This is a genomic window from Fuscibacter oryzae, assembly GCF_016765795.1.
Classification (GTDB): Bacteria; Pseudomonadota; Alphaproteobacteria; order Rhodobacterales; family Rhodobacteraceae; genus Fuscibacter; species Fuscibacter oryzae.
This window is the reverse complement of the sequence record NZ_JAESVP010000002.1, coordinates 380,888-398,470: the sequence shown is the minus strand read 5'-3', so window position 1 is coordinate 398,470 and position 17,583 is coordinate 380,888. Positions and strand designations below refer to the sequence as shown.

Annotated in this window: 15 protein-coding genes; 8 read left to right on the top strand and 7 right to left on the bottom strand. The window is 63.3% G+C overall.

Annotation, left to right across the window (positions count from 1 at the left end):
- Positions 1-102 precede the first annotated feature (102 nt).
- Entirely contained in the window at positions 103-273 is a 171-nt protein-coding gene (locus tag JI744_RS05175; protein ID WP_202658622.1) for a hypothetical protein, read from the top strand.
- Here the strand turns inward: JI744_RS05175 and JI744_RS05170 are convergent.
- The 3 genes from JI744_RS05170 to JI744_RS05160 are packed head-to-tail and all read right to left on the bottom strand — an operon-like array spanning position 255 to position 3,084.
- A complete protein-coding gene (locus tag JI744_RS05170; protein ID WP_202658621.1) occupies positions 255-1,679 on the bottom strand; it encodes a serine/threonine protein kinase in 1,425 nt (474 codons plus the stop codon). The genes JI744_RS05175 and JI744_RS05170 overlap by 19 nt on opposite strands.
- A complete protein-coding gene (locus JI744_RS05165) occupies positions 1,680-2,420 on the bottom strand; it encodes a metallophosphoesterase family protein (RefSeq protein WP_202658620.1) in 741 nt (246 codons plus the stop codon).
- 43 nt (positions 2,421-2,463) lie between these two features.
- Entirely contained in the window at positions 2,464-3,084 is a 621-nt protein-coding gene (locus tag JI744_RS05160; RefSeq protein ID WP_202658619.1) for a helix-turn-helix domain-containing protein, read from the bottom strand.
- Between the two features lie 180 nt (positions 3,085-3,264).
- On the opposite strand from JI744_RS05160, the gene JI744_RS05155 reads away from it, so the two are divergent.
- The 3 genes from JI744_RS05155 to JI744_RS05145 are packed head-to-tail and all read left to right on the top strand — an operon-like array spanning position 3,265 to position 6,572.
- Positions 3,265-4,761 (top strand): class I adenylate-forming enzyme family protein, encoded by a 1,497-nt coding sequence (locus JI744_RS05155; RefSeq protein ID WP_202658618.1) that lies wholly within the window; start codon positions 3,265-3,267, stop codon positions 4,759-4,761.
- Positions 4,748-5,380 carry a DsbA family oxidoreductase gene (locus JI744_RS05150; RefSeq protein ID WP_202658617.1) on the top strand — a complete coding sequence of 211 codons (633 nt, stop codon included), beginning with the start codon at positions 4,748-4,750 and terminating at the stop codon, positions 5,378-5,380. The genes JI744_RS05155 and JI744_RS05150 overlap by 14 nt, the downstream gene beginning before the upstream one ends.
- A gap of 1 nt (position 5,381) precedes the next feature.
- Complete coding sequence (locus JI744_RS05145) at positions 5,382-6,572, top strand: multidrug effflux MFS transporter (RefSeq protein ID WP_202658616.1); 1,191 nt, start codon at positions 5,382-5,384, stop codon at positions 6,570-6,572.
- On the opposite strand, the gene mfd is transcribed toward JI744_RS05145, so the two are convergent.
- Together mfd and JI744_RS05135 are read right to left on the bottom strand one after the other, a co-directional pair.
- Positions 6,569-10,006 (bottom strand): transcription-repair coupling factor, encoded by a 3,438-nt coding sequence (mfd, locus tag JI744_RS05140; protein WP_202658615.1) that lies wholly within the window; start codon positions 10,004-10,006, stop codon positions 6,569-6,571. The genes JI744_RS05145 and mfd overlap by 4 nt on opposite strands.
- A gap of 1 nt (position 10,007) precedes the next feature.
- A complete protein-coding gene (locus JI744_RS05135; protein ID WP_202658614.1) occupies positions 10,008-10,532 on the bottom strand; it encodes a component of SufBCD complex in 525 nt (174 codons plus the stop codon).
- A gap of 102 nt (positions 10,533-10,634) precedes the next feature.
- On the opposite strand from JI744_RS05135, the gene hemB reads away from it, so the two are divergent.
- Complete coding sequence (hemB, locus tag JI744_RS05130; protein ID WP_202658613.1) at positions 10,635-11,627, top strand: porphobilinogen synthase; 993 nt, start codon at positions 10,635-10,637, stop codon at positions 11,625-11,627.
- A 111-nt stretch (positions 11,628-11,738) separates the two neighbouring features.
- Positions 11,739-12,290: a lipid-binding SYLF domain-containing protein gene (locus JI744_RS05125; RefSeq protein WP_202658612.1), complete on the top strand. Its 552-nt coding sequence runs from the start codon at positions 11,739-11,741 to the stop codon at positions 12,288-12,290.
- Positions 12,291-12,408: 118 nt separating this feature from the next.
- Here JI744_RS05125 and JI744_RS05120 read toward each other — a convergent pair whose 3' ends face one another.
- The gene (locus JI744_RS05120) at positions 12,409-13,272 is read right to left on the bottom strand and encodes an NAD(P)-dependent oxidoreductase (protein WP_202658611.1); all 864 of its coding nucleotides are present in this window, start codon (positions 13,270-13,272) and stop codon (positions 12,409-12,411) included.
- Between the two features lie 79 nt (positions 13,273-13,351).
- Here JI744_RS05120 and JI744_RS05115 point away from each other — a divergent pair, with 79 nt between their 5' ends.
- Both JI744_RS05115 and JI744_RS05110 read left to right on the top strand, forming a co-directional pair.
- Entirely contained in the window at positions 13,352-15,823 is a 2,472-nt protein-coding gene (locus JI744_RS05115) for a penicillin acylase family protein (protein ID WP_202658610.1), read from the top strand.
- Positions 15,820-16,347: a GNAT family N-acetyltransferase gene (locus JI744_RS05110; RefSeq protein ID WP_202658609.1), complete on the top strand. Its 528-nt coding sequence runs from the start codon at positions 15,820-15,822 to the stop codon at positions 16,345-16,347. Before JI744_RS05115 ends, JI744_RS05110 begins: the two co-directional genes overlap by 4 nt.
- Here the strand turns inward: JI744_RS05110 and hflX are convergent.
- Positions 16,332-17,570: a GTPase HflX gene (gene hflX / locus JI744_RS05105; protein ID WP_202658788.1), complete on the bottom strand. Its 1,239-nt coding sequence runs from the start codon at positions 17,568-17,570 to the stop codon at positions 16,332-16,334. The two genes, JI744_RS05110 and hflX, sit on opposite strands and share 16 nt — an antisense overlap.
- Positions 17,571-17,583: the final 13 nt, after the last annotated feature.

The window sequence follows — 17,583 nt, the reverse complement described above, 5'->3', positions numbered from 1 at the left end:
CCTTGCTGGGGCTCAGATCGGTCGCGCGGCATGATGCGCTCCGCGGTAAAAAGACGGCGCTGGTGGCCAGCTAATATAGCGGCGGCTGACTGGTGCACCGCCTTGACCAGCTTCGCCAACCCCGCCGCCGCCCTTGCCCGCGCCCTGACGGGCAGTTTTGCAAGTATTGTCCCGGCCTCGGTTCCGGCCTTCCTGTTGGTCGAAAGTATCGGGGCCGCTCTGGCGTTGGCCGTGGGCTGCTGGCTGTTTTCGCCTCAACCGGCCGAGGGTTGATCTTCGGGCCGTTCAGGCAGGCGGATCACGGTGACCGAGCAATGCGCTTCGGCCACCACCCTTGCCGAGACCGAGCCCAGAAACCGCCGCGTGGTCGAATGGCCGCGCGCGCCCATCATGATGTGATCGGCCTGCACTGCCAAAGCATGGTCCAGAACCGCGCTGGCTGGGTCCGGGTTTTCCAGAATGGTATAGGTCAGCCGATCATCGGTCAGATCTATCCCCTCGGCCCAGCCTTTCAGCGCGACCAAGCGCACTACATGCAGGTTGTTGCCGTATTCATCAATCGTTTGATCAATTCCGATCCGCGCCGTCTTGATCACATTGACACAAGCCACCCGTGCATCCGGCTGGATGGTCAGCATCCGCTTGACCGACTGAAACAGCCGCGAGGACAGTGCCTCCATCTCTGGTGCAAGATCAACAGCCACCAACAAGATCGGCGCGCGGTCGATTTGTGAGGAGGTGGCGATGGGCGTGCCCAAGCTTTTCACCCGGCGCATCACCCGTTTGCGCCGCCAGACCACCCAAAAACCGTCTGGCTTCAGCCGATGCGACCGTTCGGTCAACCGCACCTGTTGCGGATGGGTCAAGTCAAAGATCATCTGCGCCGCCGACTGGTAACGGCGGGCGGGGTCAACCTCCAACGCGCGCAGGATAATCTCTTGCAACCATTCGGGAACATCAGGCCGCAAGCCGCGCGGGGGCATCGGGTCTTGCCACAGCCGCTTGCGCACCTGCGACAGCTTTTCGGGGTCGCCAAAGGGTTTGCGCCCCGTCGCCAACTCGTAAATCATAGCCCCCAGAGCATAAAGGTCTGACCGCAGGTCGCCGCGCTGGCGCAAGTATTGTTCGGGCGCGATATAGGGAAAGGTGCCCATCGGAATGGTGAATTCCTCTGCCAGCAGGTCGGGCAGTTGGTCGTGGCGCGACAGACCATAGTCAACCAGAACCATCTCGCCGCTTTCGCGTTGCAGGAAATTGTCGGGCTTCAGATCCAAGTGAATGACATGCTGGCGGTGAATGTCATGCACCGCCGCGGCCATCCGCGCTGCCATCTCGATCACATCCGAAACCGGCAACGGTGCCGATGCAAAATCGTGCAGCAGAGACCGCCCCGGGATGCGTTCTGTCACCACATAGGGCATGACATCAAAATCACCCACGCCCATCACGCGCGGCACATGGGGGCCCGTCAGGCGCGGCAGGATCATTTGCTCGACCTCGAAGCCCACGATGGTGGGGCCGTCGTCGCCATCCAGAATGGTCGGAACCTTCATCACCATGGCGGTGCGATACAGGGGATGCGTCACCTCCCAGATCGTGGCAAAGCCGCCCTTGTGCAATTGCTGGCCCAGCGTGAAACCATCAATCTCCAGACCGGGATGGGGTTTGACCTGCTGCATCTATTCCCCCCTGATCAACCGCATCGCAAGCGCCTCTGGCAGGCCCGCCGCACGCACCTTGCGCGCGGTGGTGGCGCTGTCATAGCCGACGCGGCGAAAGGTCAGTTCATTCGTACTTTTGTCCAAAATTGCATAACCGGCCAGCGAACTGCCGTCGCGCGGCTGGCCGACCGACCCCACCACCGCCAGCCACCGCCGCGACCCCAGCAGCGGCAGCGGATGGCCGATCGGCACCTGATGCCCGGCGACCCGGCCCGAGCGGTCGCAACTGTATAGCTGCGGACGATGCACATGGCCGACAACGATCAGCCGGGCCTTTGACACCAGAAACGACGGCCGCGCCTTTTGTTCATTCGTGACGTAAATCCAGTCGTCGGGGCTGTTGGCCGATGCGTGGGTGAACAGCAGATCGCCATCTTCGATCACAAGCGGCAGACCGGACAGGAACATCTTTTGCGGCACGGTTAGCCGGTCTACCGTCCAGTCAATCACCTTGCGGGCATTGGCGTTCAGCGTGCCGTCGGCCAGCCCCACCGCGCGGTCATGGTTGCCCCGCACCGCCATGGCGCCCGCCGCCACAAGATCCATCGCCTTGTCCAGGCACCAGCCCGGATCGGGGCCATAGCCGACGAAATCGCCCAGAAAGACGATCCGGTCGATCTGCCGGTCTGCCATATCCGCCAGCACCGCCGAGAAGGCCTCGCGGTTGGCGTGGATATCCGTCAGGATGGCTAGCCGCATTCCCTCTCCCTGAACCGGTCCCCCAACCGGCACATCCCGCCGGTCAGGCCAGCGAGGTGACCCATAGAATGGTCGCGTCATCATCGGAAACCGAGATGACATTATGCCCCATCGAGGCGTCATAATAGGCGCTGTCGCCGCGGCGCAGGTCCACCGGCTCGTAGAACTCGGTGTAAAGCCGCACGACGCCGGTCAGCACATACAGAAACTCTTCGCCATCATGGCGGACCCAGCCGTCAAACTCGTCCATGCTGCGGGCGCGGATCATCGCGCGGTAGGGCAGCATCTGCTTTTTGGTCAGCGCGCCCGCCAACAGCTCATGCTCATAGGTCGAGGTGGCATGGCCCTGCCCCTCGCCCGATTTGGTCACCGAAATCCGCCCCGATACCTGCGCCCGCGACGGCTGGGTGAACAGTTGCGGCACCGACATTTCCATGCCCTGCGCCAGCTTTTTCAGCGCGTCATAGGTGGGCGACATCTGGCCGTTTTCGATCTTGGACAGGGTAGAGCGCGCCAGCCCGGCCTGTGCCGCCGCTTGTTCCAGCGTCCAGCCCTTGGCTTTGCGCAGATCGCGCACACGCTGACCCAGATCCATCGGTTCGACCGAGGGGGCAAGCCCGGTTTCACGGGCAATTCTGATCAGGCGCTTGGGATCGGCAGACATGGCCCAGCCTTAGCAGATCGGCAGAGCCGCGCAAGAAGCCTGCCTGATTGGCATGACACAGATCGAGCGCGCAATCGCCAAACGCCCTGCCGACCTGTGCGTCAACGGCGGTGGCCGTCTCTCGCCGTGCAGCAGGGTGATGGCTTGCAAGCCCGGACAAGCACCGTTACGCACGGCGGCATGACCGCCCTGTCCCCCTGCCCTGCGCCGTTCAATCTGGCCGCTCATGCGCTGTCACGCGCGGCAGAGCTGGCCGACAAATCCGCCTTGCAGATCATCCGCCCCCAAGGGGCCGAACGGTGGAGTTACGGTCGGCTGGAGGCCGCGGTGCGCGGCTGTGGCACCGGCCTTTTGGCGCGGGGCTTGCAGCCCGGCGACCGGGTGTTGATGCGGCTGGGCAATTCGCCCGCCTTTCCGGTGCTGTTTCTGGGGGCGATTGCGGCGGGGTTGGTGCCGGTGCCGACCTCTGCCGCGCTGACAGCGGCAGAAACCACCAAGCTGGCCGCCCGCATTGCCCCCGCCCTGATCGTGGCCGAGGACGGTGTGCCCTTGCCCGACCACCCTGCCCCGGTGATCGCTGCGGCAGATGTGCTGGCGATGGAGCGGCTGGCCCCTTGTGCCTATGCGATGGGCACCTCTGACCGGCTGGCCTATGTGGTCTTCACCTCTGGCACGTCGGGCACCCCCTTGCCGGTGGCCCATGCCCATCGTGCGATCTGGGCGCGCGGGATGATGTATCAGGGGTGGGAGGGGCTGCTGCCCACCGACCGCCTGCTGCACGCCGGGGCCTTCAACTGGACGTTCACCCTGGGCACCGGCCTTTTGGACCCTTGGGTCAATGGCGCAACCGCGCTGATCCCCGGCGCAGGCGTGACGCCCGCCGATCTGCCGCTGTTGATGAAGCGGTTCGATGCCACCATTCTTGCCGCAGCGCCGGGCGTGGTGCGGCAGATGTTGAAATCACCGCTTCCCGCCCTGCCCCGCCTGCGCCATGGCCTTGTCGCGGGCGAAAGTCTGGCGCCCGCCTTGCGCAACCAGTGGCAGGCCGCCACCGGCACCGACCTGCACGAGGCGCTGGGCATGTCGGAATGTTCCACCTATCTGTCGGGCAGCCCGGCTCGCCCCGCGCCCCCCGGCACCACCGGCTTTCCCCAGCCCGGCCGCCGCATCGCCTTGCTGGATGAGACCGGTGCCGCCACGGATGACGGCATCCTTGCCATTCACCGCAGCGACCCCGGCCTGATGATCGGCTACCTCGATCAGCCACAGGAAACCGCCGCGCGCTACCGGGGCGACTGGTTTCTGACCGGCGATCACGCCCGCCGTGGCCCGGATGGCGCGTTGACCTACCTTGGCCGCGCCGATGACATGATGAACGCAGGCGGCTTTCGGGTTTCCCCTGCCGAGGTAGAGGCGGCACTGGCGGGCCTACCTGATCTGGCCGAACTGGCTGTCACAGATATTCAGGTGAAAGAGGGTGTGCATGTCATCGCCTGCGCCTATGTAGCGGACCAGACCCTTGAGGCCGAACTGACCACGCTGGCCGCCGAAACCCTGGCCCGCTGGAAACAGCCCCGCCTTTACCGCCGCCTGCCTGCCCTGCCGCGCGGGCCGAATGCAAAACTGAACCGCCGCGCCCTGCGCGCCTTGTTGGAGGCCGATCATGATCCGGCTTGATATCTTTTCCGATCCGGTTTGCCCCTGGTGCTATCTGGGCAAGGCCAACCTTGACCGCGCGTTGGAGGCTGCGGCCGACCATCCGTTCAGGATTGAATGGCACCCGTTCCAGCTAAATCCCGACATGCCACCCGAAGGCGTGGACAAGCGCGACTATCTGGCCGCCCGTTTTGGCGGTGAGGCGAAGGTGGATGAGATTCACGACCGCCTGCGCCAGATTGCCAAGCAGAACGGCGTGGACCTTGACCCAGATGTGCCCAAGCGCATCCCCAACACGCTGAACGCCCATCGCCTGATTCACTGGGCCGGGATCGAGGGCAAGCAGACCCCGGTGGTCGCCGCCCTGTTCCGCGCCTATTGGAAAGAAGGACGCGACATCGGCAACTCTTCGGTTCTGGCCGACATTGCCGCGGCCGCAGGTATGGACCGCGCCGCCACCTTGCGCCTTTTGCAAAGTGATGCCGACGCCGATGACCTGCGCGCCCGCGATCAGGATGCCCGGCACAAGGGCGTGACCGCCGTGCCCACCTTTCTGATTGCGCAGCAATATGTGGTTTCGGGCGCACAACCGCCTGATATCTGGGCCAAGGTGATCGCGGAACTGGCCGAAAAGAACTGACATGCAAGCCCGCCTTTCCAACGGCGAATTCATCGCCCTGATCGCCGTTCTGTTCGCCACCATCGCGATTTCCATCGACGCGATGCTGCCTGCATTGCCGGAAATTGCAGCCAGCCTGTCGCCCGATGCGCCCAACCGTGCGCAACTGGTTATCACCTCGTTCGTCTTTGGCATGGGGCTGGGCACCCTGTTCGCCGGGCCGATGTCGGACGCTTTTGGTCGCAAGCCGGTGATTATCGGCGGCGCGGTGCTGTATGCCATCGGGGCGATGGCCTGCTGGATGGCAAATTCGCTGGAGATTCTGCTGATCGCCCGCGTCGTTCAGGGCCTCGGCTCTGCCGGGCCGCGCGCGGTTTCCATCGCAATGGTGCGCGATTTGTTTTCAGGACGCGAGATGGCGCGGATCATGTCTTTCGCCATGATGATCTTTACCTTGGTTCCGGCGGTCGCCCCGATGATGGGTCAGGGCATCGTTGCGCTTGCCGGGTGGCACACGATCTTTCTGACCTATGTGGTCTTTGCCGCCTTCAGCTCTGGCTGGCTGGCCCTGCGCCAGCCCGAAACCCTGCCTCCTGCCAGCCGCCGCCCGCTGGCATTGGACGCCCTGACGCGCGGAGTGGCAGAGGTTTTCAGCCACCGCATCGTTGTGATCTCGGTTCTGTGCCAGACGCTGACGCTGGCGATGCTGTTCTCCACCCTGTCCTCGATGCAAGGCATCTTTGATCAGCGTTTCGGTCAGGGCGACAATTTCCCATATTGGTTCGCCGGGATCGCGCTGACCTCGATGACCGGCAGCTTCGTGAATTCGCGTATCGTGATGCGGGTAGGGATGCGGGCGGTGGTGGTGGCGACCTATGGCTATGTGGTGGCGCTGACGGCGGTGATCCTTGCCTTGATCGTGGCTGGAATAATGCCCGAAACGATGGCCTTTCCGGCGCATCTGCTGTGGTCGGTCGGGCTGTTTGCGATGATGGGCCTGACGATGGGAAATCTTAACGCGCTGGCGATGGAGCCTGTGGGCCATATCGCGGGCCTTGCCTCATCAGTCATCTCTGCCCTAGCAACGGTGGCGGCGGTGCTGCTGGCAATCCCTGTCGGGCAGATGCTGAATGGGACACAAGTACCACTGATGACGGCGGTGCTGATCTTTGCCACGCTGGCGCTGGGGCTGATGCGGCTTGCCAGGCGCTAGCGCGCCTTGGCCTTTTCGGCCAAATCACGGGCGATGGCGAAGGCGCCTTTGATCCGGTCGGATTCAAGTTTCATCTCTCCGGTCAGCACGATTTTGTTGCCCTGCACCTTGGCCCCGGTCCCCTGATCGCGCAAGAATTCGACCAGCCCCGCGGGGTTGGCGAATTTGTCATTGTGAAACTGCACCGTCGCCCCGCGCGGCCCCGCATCCAGCCGACTGATCCCCGCCCGCTTGCACATCGCCTTGATGCGCACGATCAGCATCAGGGTGTTCACCTCTTTTGGAATGGGGCCGAAACGGTCGATCAACTCCGCCGCAAATCCTTCCAGTTCCACCTTGCTGGCAAGGCCCGACAGGCGGCGATAAAGGCCAAGCCGGATATCGAGATCGGGGATATAGGTTTCCGGGATCATCACCGGCACACCCAAGTTGATCTGCGGCGACCACTGATCGTCAATCGCGCTCAGGCCGCCAATCTCACCCGATTTGATCCTGGCAATCGTTTCTTCCAGCATCTGCTGATACAGCTCATAGCCGACCTCGTTGATATGGCCCGACTGCTCCTCGCCCAAGAGGTTCCCGGCCCCGCGCAGGTCAAGATCGTGGCTGGCTAGGTTGAAGCCAGCGCCCAGGCTGTCGAGGCTGCCCAGCAGGCGCAGGCGTTTTTGCGCCTGCGGGGTCAGAGGCAGGCGCGGCTTGGTTGTCAGGAAGCAATAGGCGCGGGTTTTCGACCGGCCGACACGGCCGCGAATCTGGTACAACTGTCCAAGGCCGAACATGTCGGCGCGCCAGACCACCATGGTATTGGCAGTGGGAATATCCAGACCGGATTCCACGATGGTCGTCGCCAGCAGCACATCGGCCTTGCCGTCGTAGAAATCATTCATCCGCTGATCAAGGTCACCCGCCGCCAGTTGGCCATGGGCGATGATGGTGCTGACCTCTGGCACATGCAGCTTCAGGAACTCTTCCACATCCGGCAGGTCGGACAGGCGTGGCACGACGAAAAAGCTTTGCCCGCCGCGATAATGTTCGCGCAGCAAAGCCTCTCGGATCGTGATTGTATCGAATTCCGAAACATAGGTGCGGATCGCAAGGCGGTCCACCGGCGGGGTGGCGATGATCGACAGGTCGCGCACGCCGGTCAGCGACAGTTGCAGGGTGCGCGGAATCGGCGTTGCGGTCAGGGTCAGAACGTGAATCTCCGACCGCATCTCTTTCAGGCGTTCCTTGTGAGTCACGCCGAAATGTTGCTCCTCGTCGATCACCAGCAGGCCAAGGTTCTTGAATTTCACCCCCTTGGCCAGCAGGGCATGGGTGCCAACCACAATATCCACCGTGCCATCGGTCATCGCGGCGCGGGTGGCATTGGCGTCCTTGGCACTGACAAAGCGCGACAGGGGCCGCACGGTCACTGGAAAGCCCCGGAACCGTTCGGCAAAGCTGCGGTAATGCTGGCGAGCCAGCAGCGTCGTCGGGCAGATCACCGCCACCTGCATCCCTGACAGCGCCGCGACAAAGGCCGCGCGCATCGCCACCTCGGTTTTGCCAAAGCCGACATCGCCGACGATCAGGCGGTCCATCGGGCTGCCCTTTTCCAGATCGGCCACGACATCGGCAATCGCGGCCAACTGGTCGTCGGTTTCCTGATAGGGAAAGCGGGCGGCAAAGGCCTCCCAAATACTGTGCGGAGCCTCCAGAATCGGCGCGTGGCGCAGGGCACGCTCAGCCGCAATCCGCATCAGACGATCGGCAATCTCCTTGATGCGCTCTTTCAGCTTGGCCTTCTTGGCCTGCCAGGCGCCACCGCCCAGCCTGTCCAGCAGCCCTTCCTCATGCCCGTATCGGGACAGCAGTTCGATATTCTCGACCGGCAGGTAAAGCTTTGCGCCCTCGGCATATTCCAGCATCACGCAGGCATGGGGGGCACCTAGCGCGGTGATGGTTTCCAGCCCCAGATAGCGCCCGACGCCATGTTCGACATGCACCACCAGATCGCCGACCGACAGGCTTTCGGCGTCGCGCAGGAAATTCTCGGCCTTGCGCTTTTTCCGGGGCTTTGCGGCCAGACGGTCGCCCAGCACGTCCTGCTCGCTGATTACGGCAAGGCCGGGGGCGGTGAACCCCGCCTCCAGCGCCCAGACCATCAGGAACAATCCGCCTTTTCCATCAGGCACTTCACGGAAGTCTTTCACCTCACGCGTGCCGGTCAGACCCTGATCTTCCAACAGCCCCTTCAGCCGTTCGCGCGCCCCTTCGGACCAAGAGGCGATAACAACCTGCCGATCTTGAAGCAACGCTTTAAGATGGTCTGCCAAAGCCCCAAAAAGGCTTACATTCTCTTGCTGACGCTCTGGCGCAAAACTGCGCCCGATCCGCCCGCTTGCGTCCAGTACACCCGGCCCCGGAGCCTGCGCCAAGGGCGACAGTTGCACGACGCGGGTCTCGCGCAGCGCATCCTCCCACGCCGCATCGTCAAGATAAAGCTGATCCGGCGGGCAGGGTTTATAGACCGAATCCATCCGTCCACGCGCGTTCATTGCCTCGCGCCGGGCATCATAGGCGTCAGCAATACCCTCCCACCGCGACAGGCGGGCGGGCGTAACCTGATCGTCCAGCATCACGGTGGCATCGGGCAGGTAGTCGAACAAAGTCTCCATACGGGCATGGAAGAAGGGCAGCCAATGTTCCATCCCCTGATGCTTGCGACCCGCCGAAACTGCCTCATACAGCGGATCGTCCGACCCGCCTGCCCCGAACTCTGCCCGATAGGTCTGGCGAAACCGGGTGATAGCGGCCTCGTCCAGAATCACCTCTGACATCGGCGCAAATTCGATGGCGGTCAGCTTTTCGACCGTGCGCTGGGTGGTGGCGTCAAAGCGGCGGATGCCATCCAGTTGATCGCCAAAGAAATCCAGCCGAATGGGCCCACGCGTGCCCGGCGGCCACAGGTCAACAATGCCGCCGCGAATGGCGTAGTCGCCCGGCTCTGCCACGGTGGAAACCGGCGAGAACCCCATCCGCGCCAGAAATCCGCGCAAGCGCCCCTCATCCACCCTGTCCCCAAGACGTGCGGCAAAGCTGGCAGTGCGCAGCGTTTCCCGCGCGGGCAGCAGCTGGGTGGCCGAGGTCATTGTGGTCAGCAGCACGAAGGCCCCCGACAGACCGCCCGCCAGCGTGGCCAGCGTCGCCATCCGGCGGGCCGAAATCTCGGGGTTGGGGGAAACACGGTCGTAAGGAAGGCAATCCCACGCTGGCAGGTCCAACACCACGGTTCCGGGCGCATAGACGGCAAGGGCCGCACGCATCGCCTCCATCCGCTTGTCATCGCGCGCGATGTGCAGGACCGGCGCACCCTTGGCCAGTTCCTTCAGCAGCAGCCGGGCGTCATAGCCCTCTGGCGCGCCGCCCAGAATGATGCGCGGGCCTGTCATCTCAGAACGGGGCGCCAATCATCATGTTTTGCCACATGCCGAACATCGAGGTGATGAAAATTGAAATCATCCCAAGCAGTTGCACCAGAATTCTATGGTTGCGCAACTGAATGTAGACCACCGGCCACTGATCCAGCAGCAGGCGCACCTTGCGCGCACGCCGCACCGACATCATCACCAGAATGCCAAGCGGGGCCACCAGCAACAGCAAAGCCTGCGCAAATTCAACCCAATACCAAAAGGCCAGCATCCCCAGCCCGGTGATCATAAAGGCCGCAAACCCCATCAGCCACAGGCCAGAGGTTTCAATGATATCCAGCATCCGGTCGATGTTGATCCGCGTCAGGTCCAGCGCATCGGTTTGCGCCTGACCGGGCTGACGTTGCGCCTTGGTGATCATGTCCCACGGAACGCCCAGCACCCAATGGCTGGCCGATGACCACATGACCCCCAGCATGATCCAATACCAGAGGTTGGAAAACGACCTAAGATCGATCAGTTCCAGAACGGTCTTGTAAACACCCACGACCCGGCCCCTTGCCTGCGCCCTTTTGCGTCTTGAGGCGCGCAGGTTTCCATGGCAGGCAAGGCGCATGTTCGCAAGCCCCTTCGCCGCGCGAGGCCCCCAATGTACACGATCCCCAGCCCCGCCCACCGCTTTCGCCGCCTGCGCCGCACCCCTGCCCTGCGCAACCTTGTGCAAGAACACACGCTGGGCGTGGGCGACCTGATCTGGCCGGTTTTCATCCGCGATGGTGACAATGTACAAGAGCCGATCGCCTCGATGCCCGGGGTTGACCGGCTGTCGATCGACAATGTGGTGCGGGCGGCGGAAGAGGCGGCAGCCTTGGGCATTCCGGCGATTTGCCTGTTTCCCTATACCGATCCTTCGGTGAAAACCCTGACTTGCGAAGAGGCGTGGAACCCCGACAACCTGACCAACCGCGCCATTCGCGCGATCAAGGCGGCGGTGCCGGATATCGCGGTGATGACCGATATCGCGCTCGACCCCTATAACGCGCTTGGGCATGACGGTTTTGTCGTGGATGGCGTGATTTTGAATGACGAAACGGTCGAGGCGCTGGTCAAGATGGCCTTGGCACAGGCCGAATCCGGGGCAGACATTCTTGGCCCGTCCGATATGATGGATGGCCGGATCGGCGCGATCCGTGTGGCGCTGGAGGCGGCGGGCCACAAGGATGTGGCGATCATGTCCTATGCCGCGAAATACGCCAGCGCCTTTTACGGCCCGTTCCGCGATGCGGTGGGGGCCAGCGGCGCGCTGGTGGGCGACAAGAAGACCTATCAGATGAACCCCGGCAATTCGGATGAGGCGCTGCGTCTGGTTGAACGCGACCTGCGCGAAGGGGCCGATATGGTGATGGTGAAACCGGGCATGCCCTATCTGGACATCTGCCGCCGGGTTAAGGACGCCTTTGGCGCGCCGACCTTTGCCTACCAGGTGTCCGGTGAATACGCGATGATCAAGGCGGCGGCGCAGAATGGCTGGATCGATGGTGAAAAGGCGATGATGGAAAGCCTGCTGGCCTTCAAGCGCGCCGGCTGCGACGGCATCCTGACCTATTTCGCCCCCGCCGTTGCACGAGCCTTGCGGGGCTAGGTTGCACATTTTCGCCACTGCGCGCGCAACCCGGTGACAGGGTGCCGCGAAACAAGTAACTTGCCGGAAACAAAGGGCACATAAGTTGCCCATTATTTCGAGGAGGCGGGCATGATTTCCAGACGGTTGGTCCTTTTGGGCGGCGGCACGGCGGCGCTGTCGGCTTGCGTTGGCGGCAATGGCATCGGGTCGAACGGATCGGCGCAGATCGACGCGCGGGTGAATGCGACGCGCGACTATCTGTTCCAGCGCTATCCGGGCACGCAAGACCTGGCCGCGCGGTCGGCGGGCGTTCTCTACATGCCGCTGGTGACCGAGGCGGGTTTTGGCTTTGGCGGCAGCTATGGCCGCGGTGCCCTGCGCATTCGCGATGTGACGGTGGATTACTATTCTTCCACCAAGGCCAGCTTTGGTTTGCAGATCGGCGCGCAGCAATATGCCCATGCGCTGTTTTTCACCACTGATGCGGCACTTGCCGAATTCCGCCGCTCTCCCGGCTGGGCCGCAGGGGCTGACATCCGCTATGCCACGCCCGAAATGGGCCAGTCGCTGGGCAAAGAGACGACCGAGCTTGACCCGGTGGTGGCGCTGGTCTTTGGCCAACAGGGCCTGATCGCCGGGGCTTCGGTTGCCGGTGTGAAATACACCCGCATCATCCCCTGACACCCGGCCGCCGGGGCGCCGCCCCGGACCCCGGAGTATTTCAAGAATGGCAAATGTCGTGAATTACCAATAACTTGCACATTTTCAGATACTCCGGGCCGAAGGCTGAAGCCCAAGGTTACTTCAGACGCCGGATCAGGCTGGAGGTGTCGTTCCGCCCGCCGCCCATCAATTGCACATCCTTGTAGAACTGATCGATCAAGGCGGTCACCGGCAGTTGCGCCCCGATCTGGTCGGCGGTTTCCAGACAGATTTTCAGATCCTTGCGCATCCAGTCCACCGCAAAGCCGAAATCGAACTGATCGGCCAGCATGGTCTTGTGGCGGTTCTGCATCTGCCACGACCCGGCAGCGCCCTGACTGATCACTTCAACCACGGCGGCACAGTCAAGCCCGGCCTTCTGACCAAAAGCCAGCGCCTCTGACAGACCCTGCATCAGACCGGCAATGCAGATCTGGTTCATCATCTTGGCCAGTTGGCCTGCCCCCACCTCACCCAGACGGCGGCAAATGCGGGCATAGGCGGCCAGCACGGGCTCTGCCTTGGCATAATCGCTGTCGGCCCCGCCGCACATGATGGACAGGACACCGTTTTCCGCCCCCGCCTGCCCGCCCGAGACCGGCGCATCGACATAGCCATGGCCAAGACCGGCCGCGACAGCCGCCATCTCGCGCGTGACACCCGCTGAAACCGTGGTGTGATCGACAAAGATCGCACCCTTGGCCATACCGGCAAAGGCGCCATCCGGGCCAAGGCAAACCTGCCGCAGATCGTCATCATTGCCGACGCAGGCCATGACAAACTCGGCCCCCGCTGCCGCCTCGCGGGCGGTGGGCGCGGCGCTGTGGCCGTGCTTTTCCACCCAAGCCGCCGCCTTGGCCGGGCTGCGATTCCACACCGTCACCTGATGCCCCTTGGCCGCAAGATGGCCCGCCATCGGGAACCCCATCACGCCCAGACCCAGAAACGCCACCTTCGCCATCCTGTGAACCCCATCGCATTGCCGCCATTCCGGTTTCGGACTAGGAAGGCATCGCGTCCCTGCCGTCAAGGAGCCCCCGATGGTCCTCGCGTTCCGCTGGCTTTTGCGCCTGTTCACCGGCCTTGTTGTGCTGGGGGTTGTGGCGTTGCTGCTGGCCTATTGGATTCTGACGCGCTCGCTGCCGGATTATAACGAGAATTTCACCCTCTCGGGCGTTGAACAGCCGGTTGAGATCGTGCGCAACAACAACAACGTGCCGCATATCTTTGCCAAAACCGAGGCGGACGCCTTTTACGCCCTTGGCTTTGTTCATGCACAAGACCGGCTGTGGCAGATGACCATGCTGCGCCGCACCGCCCAGGGCCGCCTGTCGGAACTGTTCGGCACGCGCACGGTAAAGATAGATGAGCTGATGCGGCGGCTTGACCTTTACACGCTGGCCAAAACCTCGGTCGAGGTGCAGGACGACCGCACCAAGGCGGCGCTGGCGGCCTATTCCTCTGGGGTCAACGCCTGGATCGAACAGGTCAATTCGGGTGCGCGCGGGCGTGGCGCGCCAGAATTCTTCTTTTTTTCCAATGAGATCGCCGCCTGGTCACCCGCCGACTGCCTTGCCATCCAAAAGCTGATGGCGCTGCAACTTTCCAGCCATTTGGAATCAGAGGTGCAGCGCGCGCAACTGTCGCTGATCTTGCCACCAGAGCGTTTGCGCGACCTGTTGGCGGACGATCCGAACCCCGCCGTCGCCGCCCTGCCCGATTATGCCAGCCTGATGCCGGGGCCGATGCCCGCCGCCAACCCGCGCAAGCTGGCCTATCTGGATGACCCGCTCTCACCGTTTCATTCGGCAGCTTTCGCGGGCGCGTCGAATGCCTGGGCGGCGGTGCCGAAACGCTCTGCCGCCGGGGGCAGCTTGTTGGCCAATGACCCGCACCTGCAACTGACCGCGCCGTCCTTCTGGTATCTGGCGCGGCTGCAACTGCCCACGGGCGGGGTAATTGGCGGCACGATTCCGGGCATGCCGATCGTGCTGGTCGGGCGCAGTGACAAGCTGGGCTGGGGGCTGACCTCCAGCTATCTGGACGATCAGGATGTGGTGATCGAAAAGATCAATCCCGCCAACCCCGAGGAATATTTGACCCCCGAAGGCCCCAAGCCCTTCATTACCCGGCGCACCATCATCACTGTGAAAGATGCGCCCCCCGTCACCATCACCCAAAGGTGGAGCGAAAGCGGTCCGATCCTGCCCGGCAGCCATTATGACCTGCAATCGGTGACGCCTGCGGGCCATGTGGCGGCGCTGGAATGGACGGCGCTGTCGGACAAGGACACTTCGATGACGGCGGCGGTGCGGCTGATGACCTCTGCCTCGGTCGATGAGGCGATCGAGGCAGGCCGCCTGTTCATCGCCCCCAGCCAGAACCTGATGCTGGCCGACCAGAACGGCATTGCCCTGCAACTGATCGGCGCAATGCCCGCGCGCGACCCCGGCCACCGCACCCAAGGCCGGATGCCCGCGCCGGGATGGGAGGGCAAGAACCGCTGGACCGGGATGCTGCCCTATGAGGACAACCCGCGCTTTGTGAACCCCGGTTCGGGATTGCTGGGCAACACTAACAACAAGATCATCGACCGCCCCTTCCCGCTGCATGTGTCATTCGACTGGGGCGACACCCAGCGCATCCAGCGCTGGCTGGCGCTGATGAAAACCCGCGAGGTGCATACCCGCGAAAGTTTCATCGAGGCGCAGCTTGATACCGTGGACCCCACCGCCCGCAATCTTTTGCCGCTGATCGGGGCCGATCTGTGGTTCACCGGCGATGCCGCCCCCGAGGGCACGCCCGAACGCCAGCGCCAGACCGCGCTGAAGCTGATGGCGGAATGGAACGGCGAGATGAATGAACATCTGCCAGAACCGCTGATTGCCGAAGAATGGTTGCGCGTGCTGCAAGACCGTTTGCTTCGGGATGAAATCGGCCCGATGGCCGATAAGTTCACCCATATTGAGCCTTTGTTTGTTGAACGTGTGTTCAGAAATGAGGGTGGTGCTTCGGTCTGGTGTGATGTCATCCAGTCCGCACCCGTGGAAACCTGCACCGATATTGCCCGCAGCTCGCTGGATGAGGCGCTGCTGAACCTGTCGGAGAAATACGGCCCCAACATCGAAAGCTGGCGCTGGGGCGATGCGCATCAGGCCGCGCATGATCACCCGGTTCTGGGCGATGTGCCGGTGCTGCGCTATTTCGTCAACATCCGCCAATCGACCAGCGGCGGCGATACCACGCTGATGCGGGGGCGCACCAAGGGCGATGGGGCCGAACCGTTCCTGAACGTGCACGCCGGGGCCTATCGCGGGGTCTATGACTTTGCCGACCCGGATTCCTCGGTTTTCATCATTTCTACCGGCCAGTCGGGGCACCCGCTGTCGCGGTTTTATGATGACCAGTCAGAGCTTTGGCGGCGCGGCGAATACATTCCGATGAGCCTGGACCCCGCCTTGGCCCGTGCGGCCGCGGTGGGTGACGCCTGGCTGACACCTGCCCCCCCATGATCCGCCCCGACCGCATCACTACCGCGCGCCTGACCCTGCGCAAGCCGCAGATGGCCGATGTGGCCGACCTGCATGACGCCATGCGCCAGCCGCAGACCATGCGCCATTGGGCGCACCCGGAACATGAAACGCCACAGCGCACCGCCGAATATCTGGCCCGGATGATCGCGAACAACGCCAACGGAGGCGATGATTTCGTCATCGAACTGGAGGGTCGGGTGATCGGCAAGGCCGGCATGTGGCGGGTGCCAGAGGTCGGCTTTCTGCTCCACCCCGATCACTGGGGCAAGGGCTATGCGCGCGAAGTGATGGAGGCCATTATTGAACACCTGTTCACATGGCACGACACCCATCACCTGACGGCAGAGGCGGACCCGCGCAATGCGGCCTCGCTGGGGTTGCTGGCACGATTGGGGTTTCAGGAAACCCACCGCGCCGAACGTACCATGCAATGGCGGGATGAATGGTGTGACAGCGTTTATCTGCGCCTGGCCCGTCCGGGCCGCAGTCACAACTCGCGGTAGCGCTTTTCCTGCCGGGCGGTCCATAGCACGGCAATCTGCCAGCCCTCTTCGCCCTGCTCTTCGGACGTGACCACGCCTTCCTGATGCAGCCAGGCGCGCCGCTTGCCATCGGCAAAGCCGAGGGTCAGGTCGCGTTCAGATTTCTCTTCGTCAAAGGCCGCTGAAATCGTGTCGAGCAGCGCGGGCAGCCCCTCGCCCGTCAACGCCGAGATCGGGAACACGCCCTCTCGGTTGGCGGCCTGCACGGCCAGCGCCTCGTGCTGGCCAGGGTCCACCAGATCCAGTTTGTTCCAGACCTCGAACATCGGCACGGCCTTGTCCATGCCCAGCGAGGACAGGATGTCGGCCACATCCGCCGCCTGTTCCGCCGATTCAGGGTGGCTGATGTCGCGGACATGCAGCACCAGATCGGCCTCCAGCACCTCTTCCAGCGTGGCGCGAAAGGCGGCAACCAGTTGCGTCGGCAGATCGCTGATAAACCCCACGGTATCAGAGGCGATGATCTTGCGCCCCGAAGGCAGCACAATCGCCCGCATCGTAGGGTCCAGCGTGGCAAAAAGCATGTCCTTGGCCAGCACATCAGCCCCGGTCATGCGGTTGAAAAGCGTGGACTTTCCGGCATTGGTATAGCCGACCAGCGCCACCACCGGAAACGGCACCTTGCGCCGGGCGGCGCGGTGCAGTTCGCGGGTTTTCACCACACGCTCCAACTGTTTCTTCAGCCGGATGACCTGATCGTCAATCGCGCGGCGGTCAGCCTCTTTCTGCGTCTCGCCCGGCCCGCCCACGAAGCCAAAGCCGCCGCGCTGGCGTTCCAGGTGAGTCCAGGCGCGGACCAGACGGCTACGCTGATAGGACAGGGCCGCCAGTTCGACCTGCAACACCCCTTCGCGGGTGCGGGCGCGGTCGGCGAAAATTTCAAGGATCAGGCTGGTGCGATCCAGCAGCTTGACGCCCCATTCCTTTTCCAGATTGCGCTGCTGGATGGGCGAAACGATGCCGTCCACCAGTACCAGCCCCACCTCGGCGGCCTTGAACCGCGCACCAAGCTCCTCAACCTTGCCGGAGCCGAACAGCGTGCCCGGATGCACCCGCGACAGGCGCACCACCTCGGACCCCAGAACCTCCAGCCCCGGCAGGGCATCGGCCAGACTGACGGCTTCGGCCAGCGCATGATCGGCAAGACGGCGGGTCTGCGCGCCCTTCAGTTCAGGATGAACAATCCAGGCGCGGGTG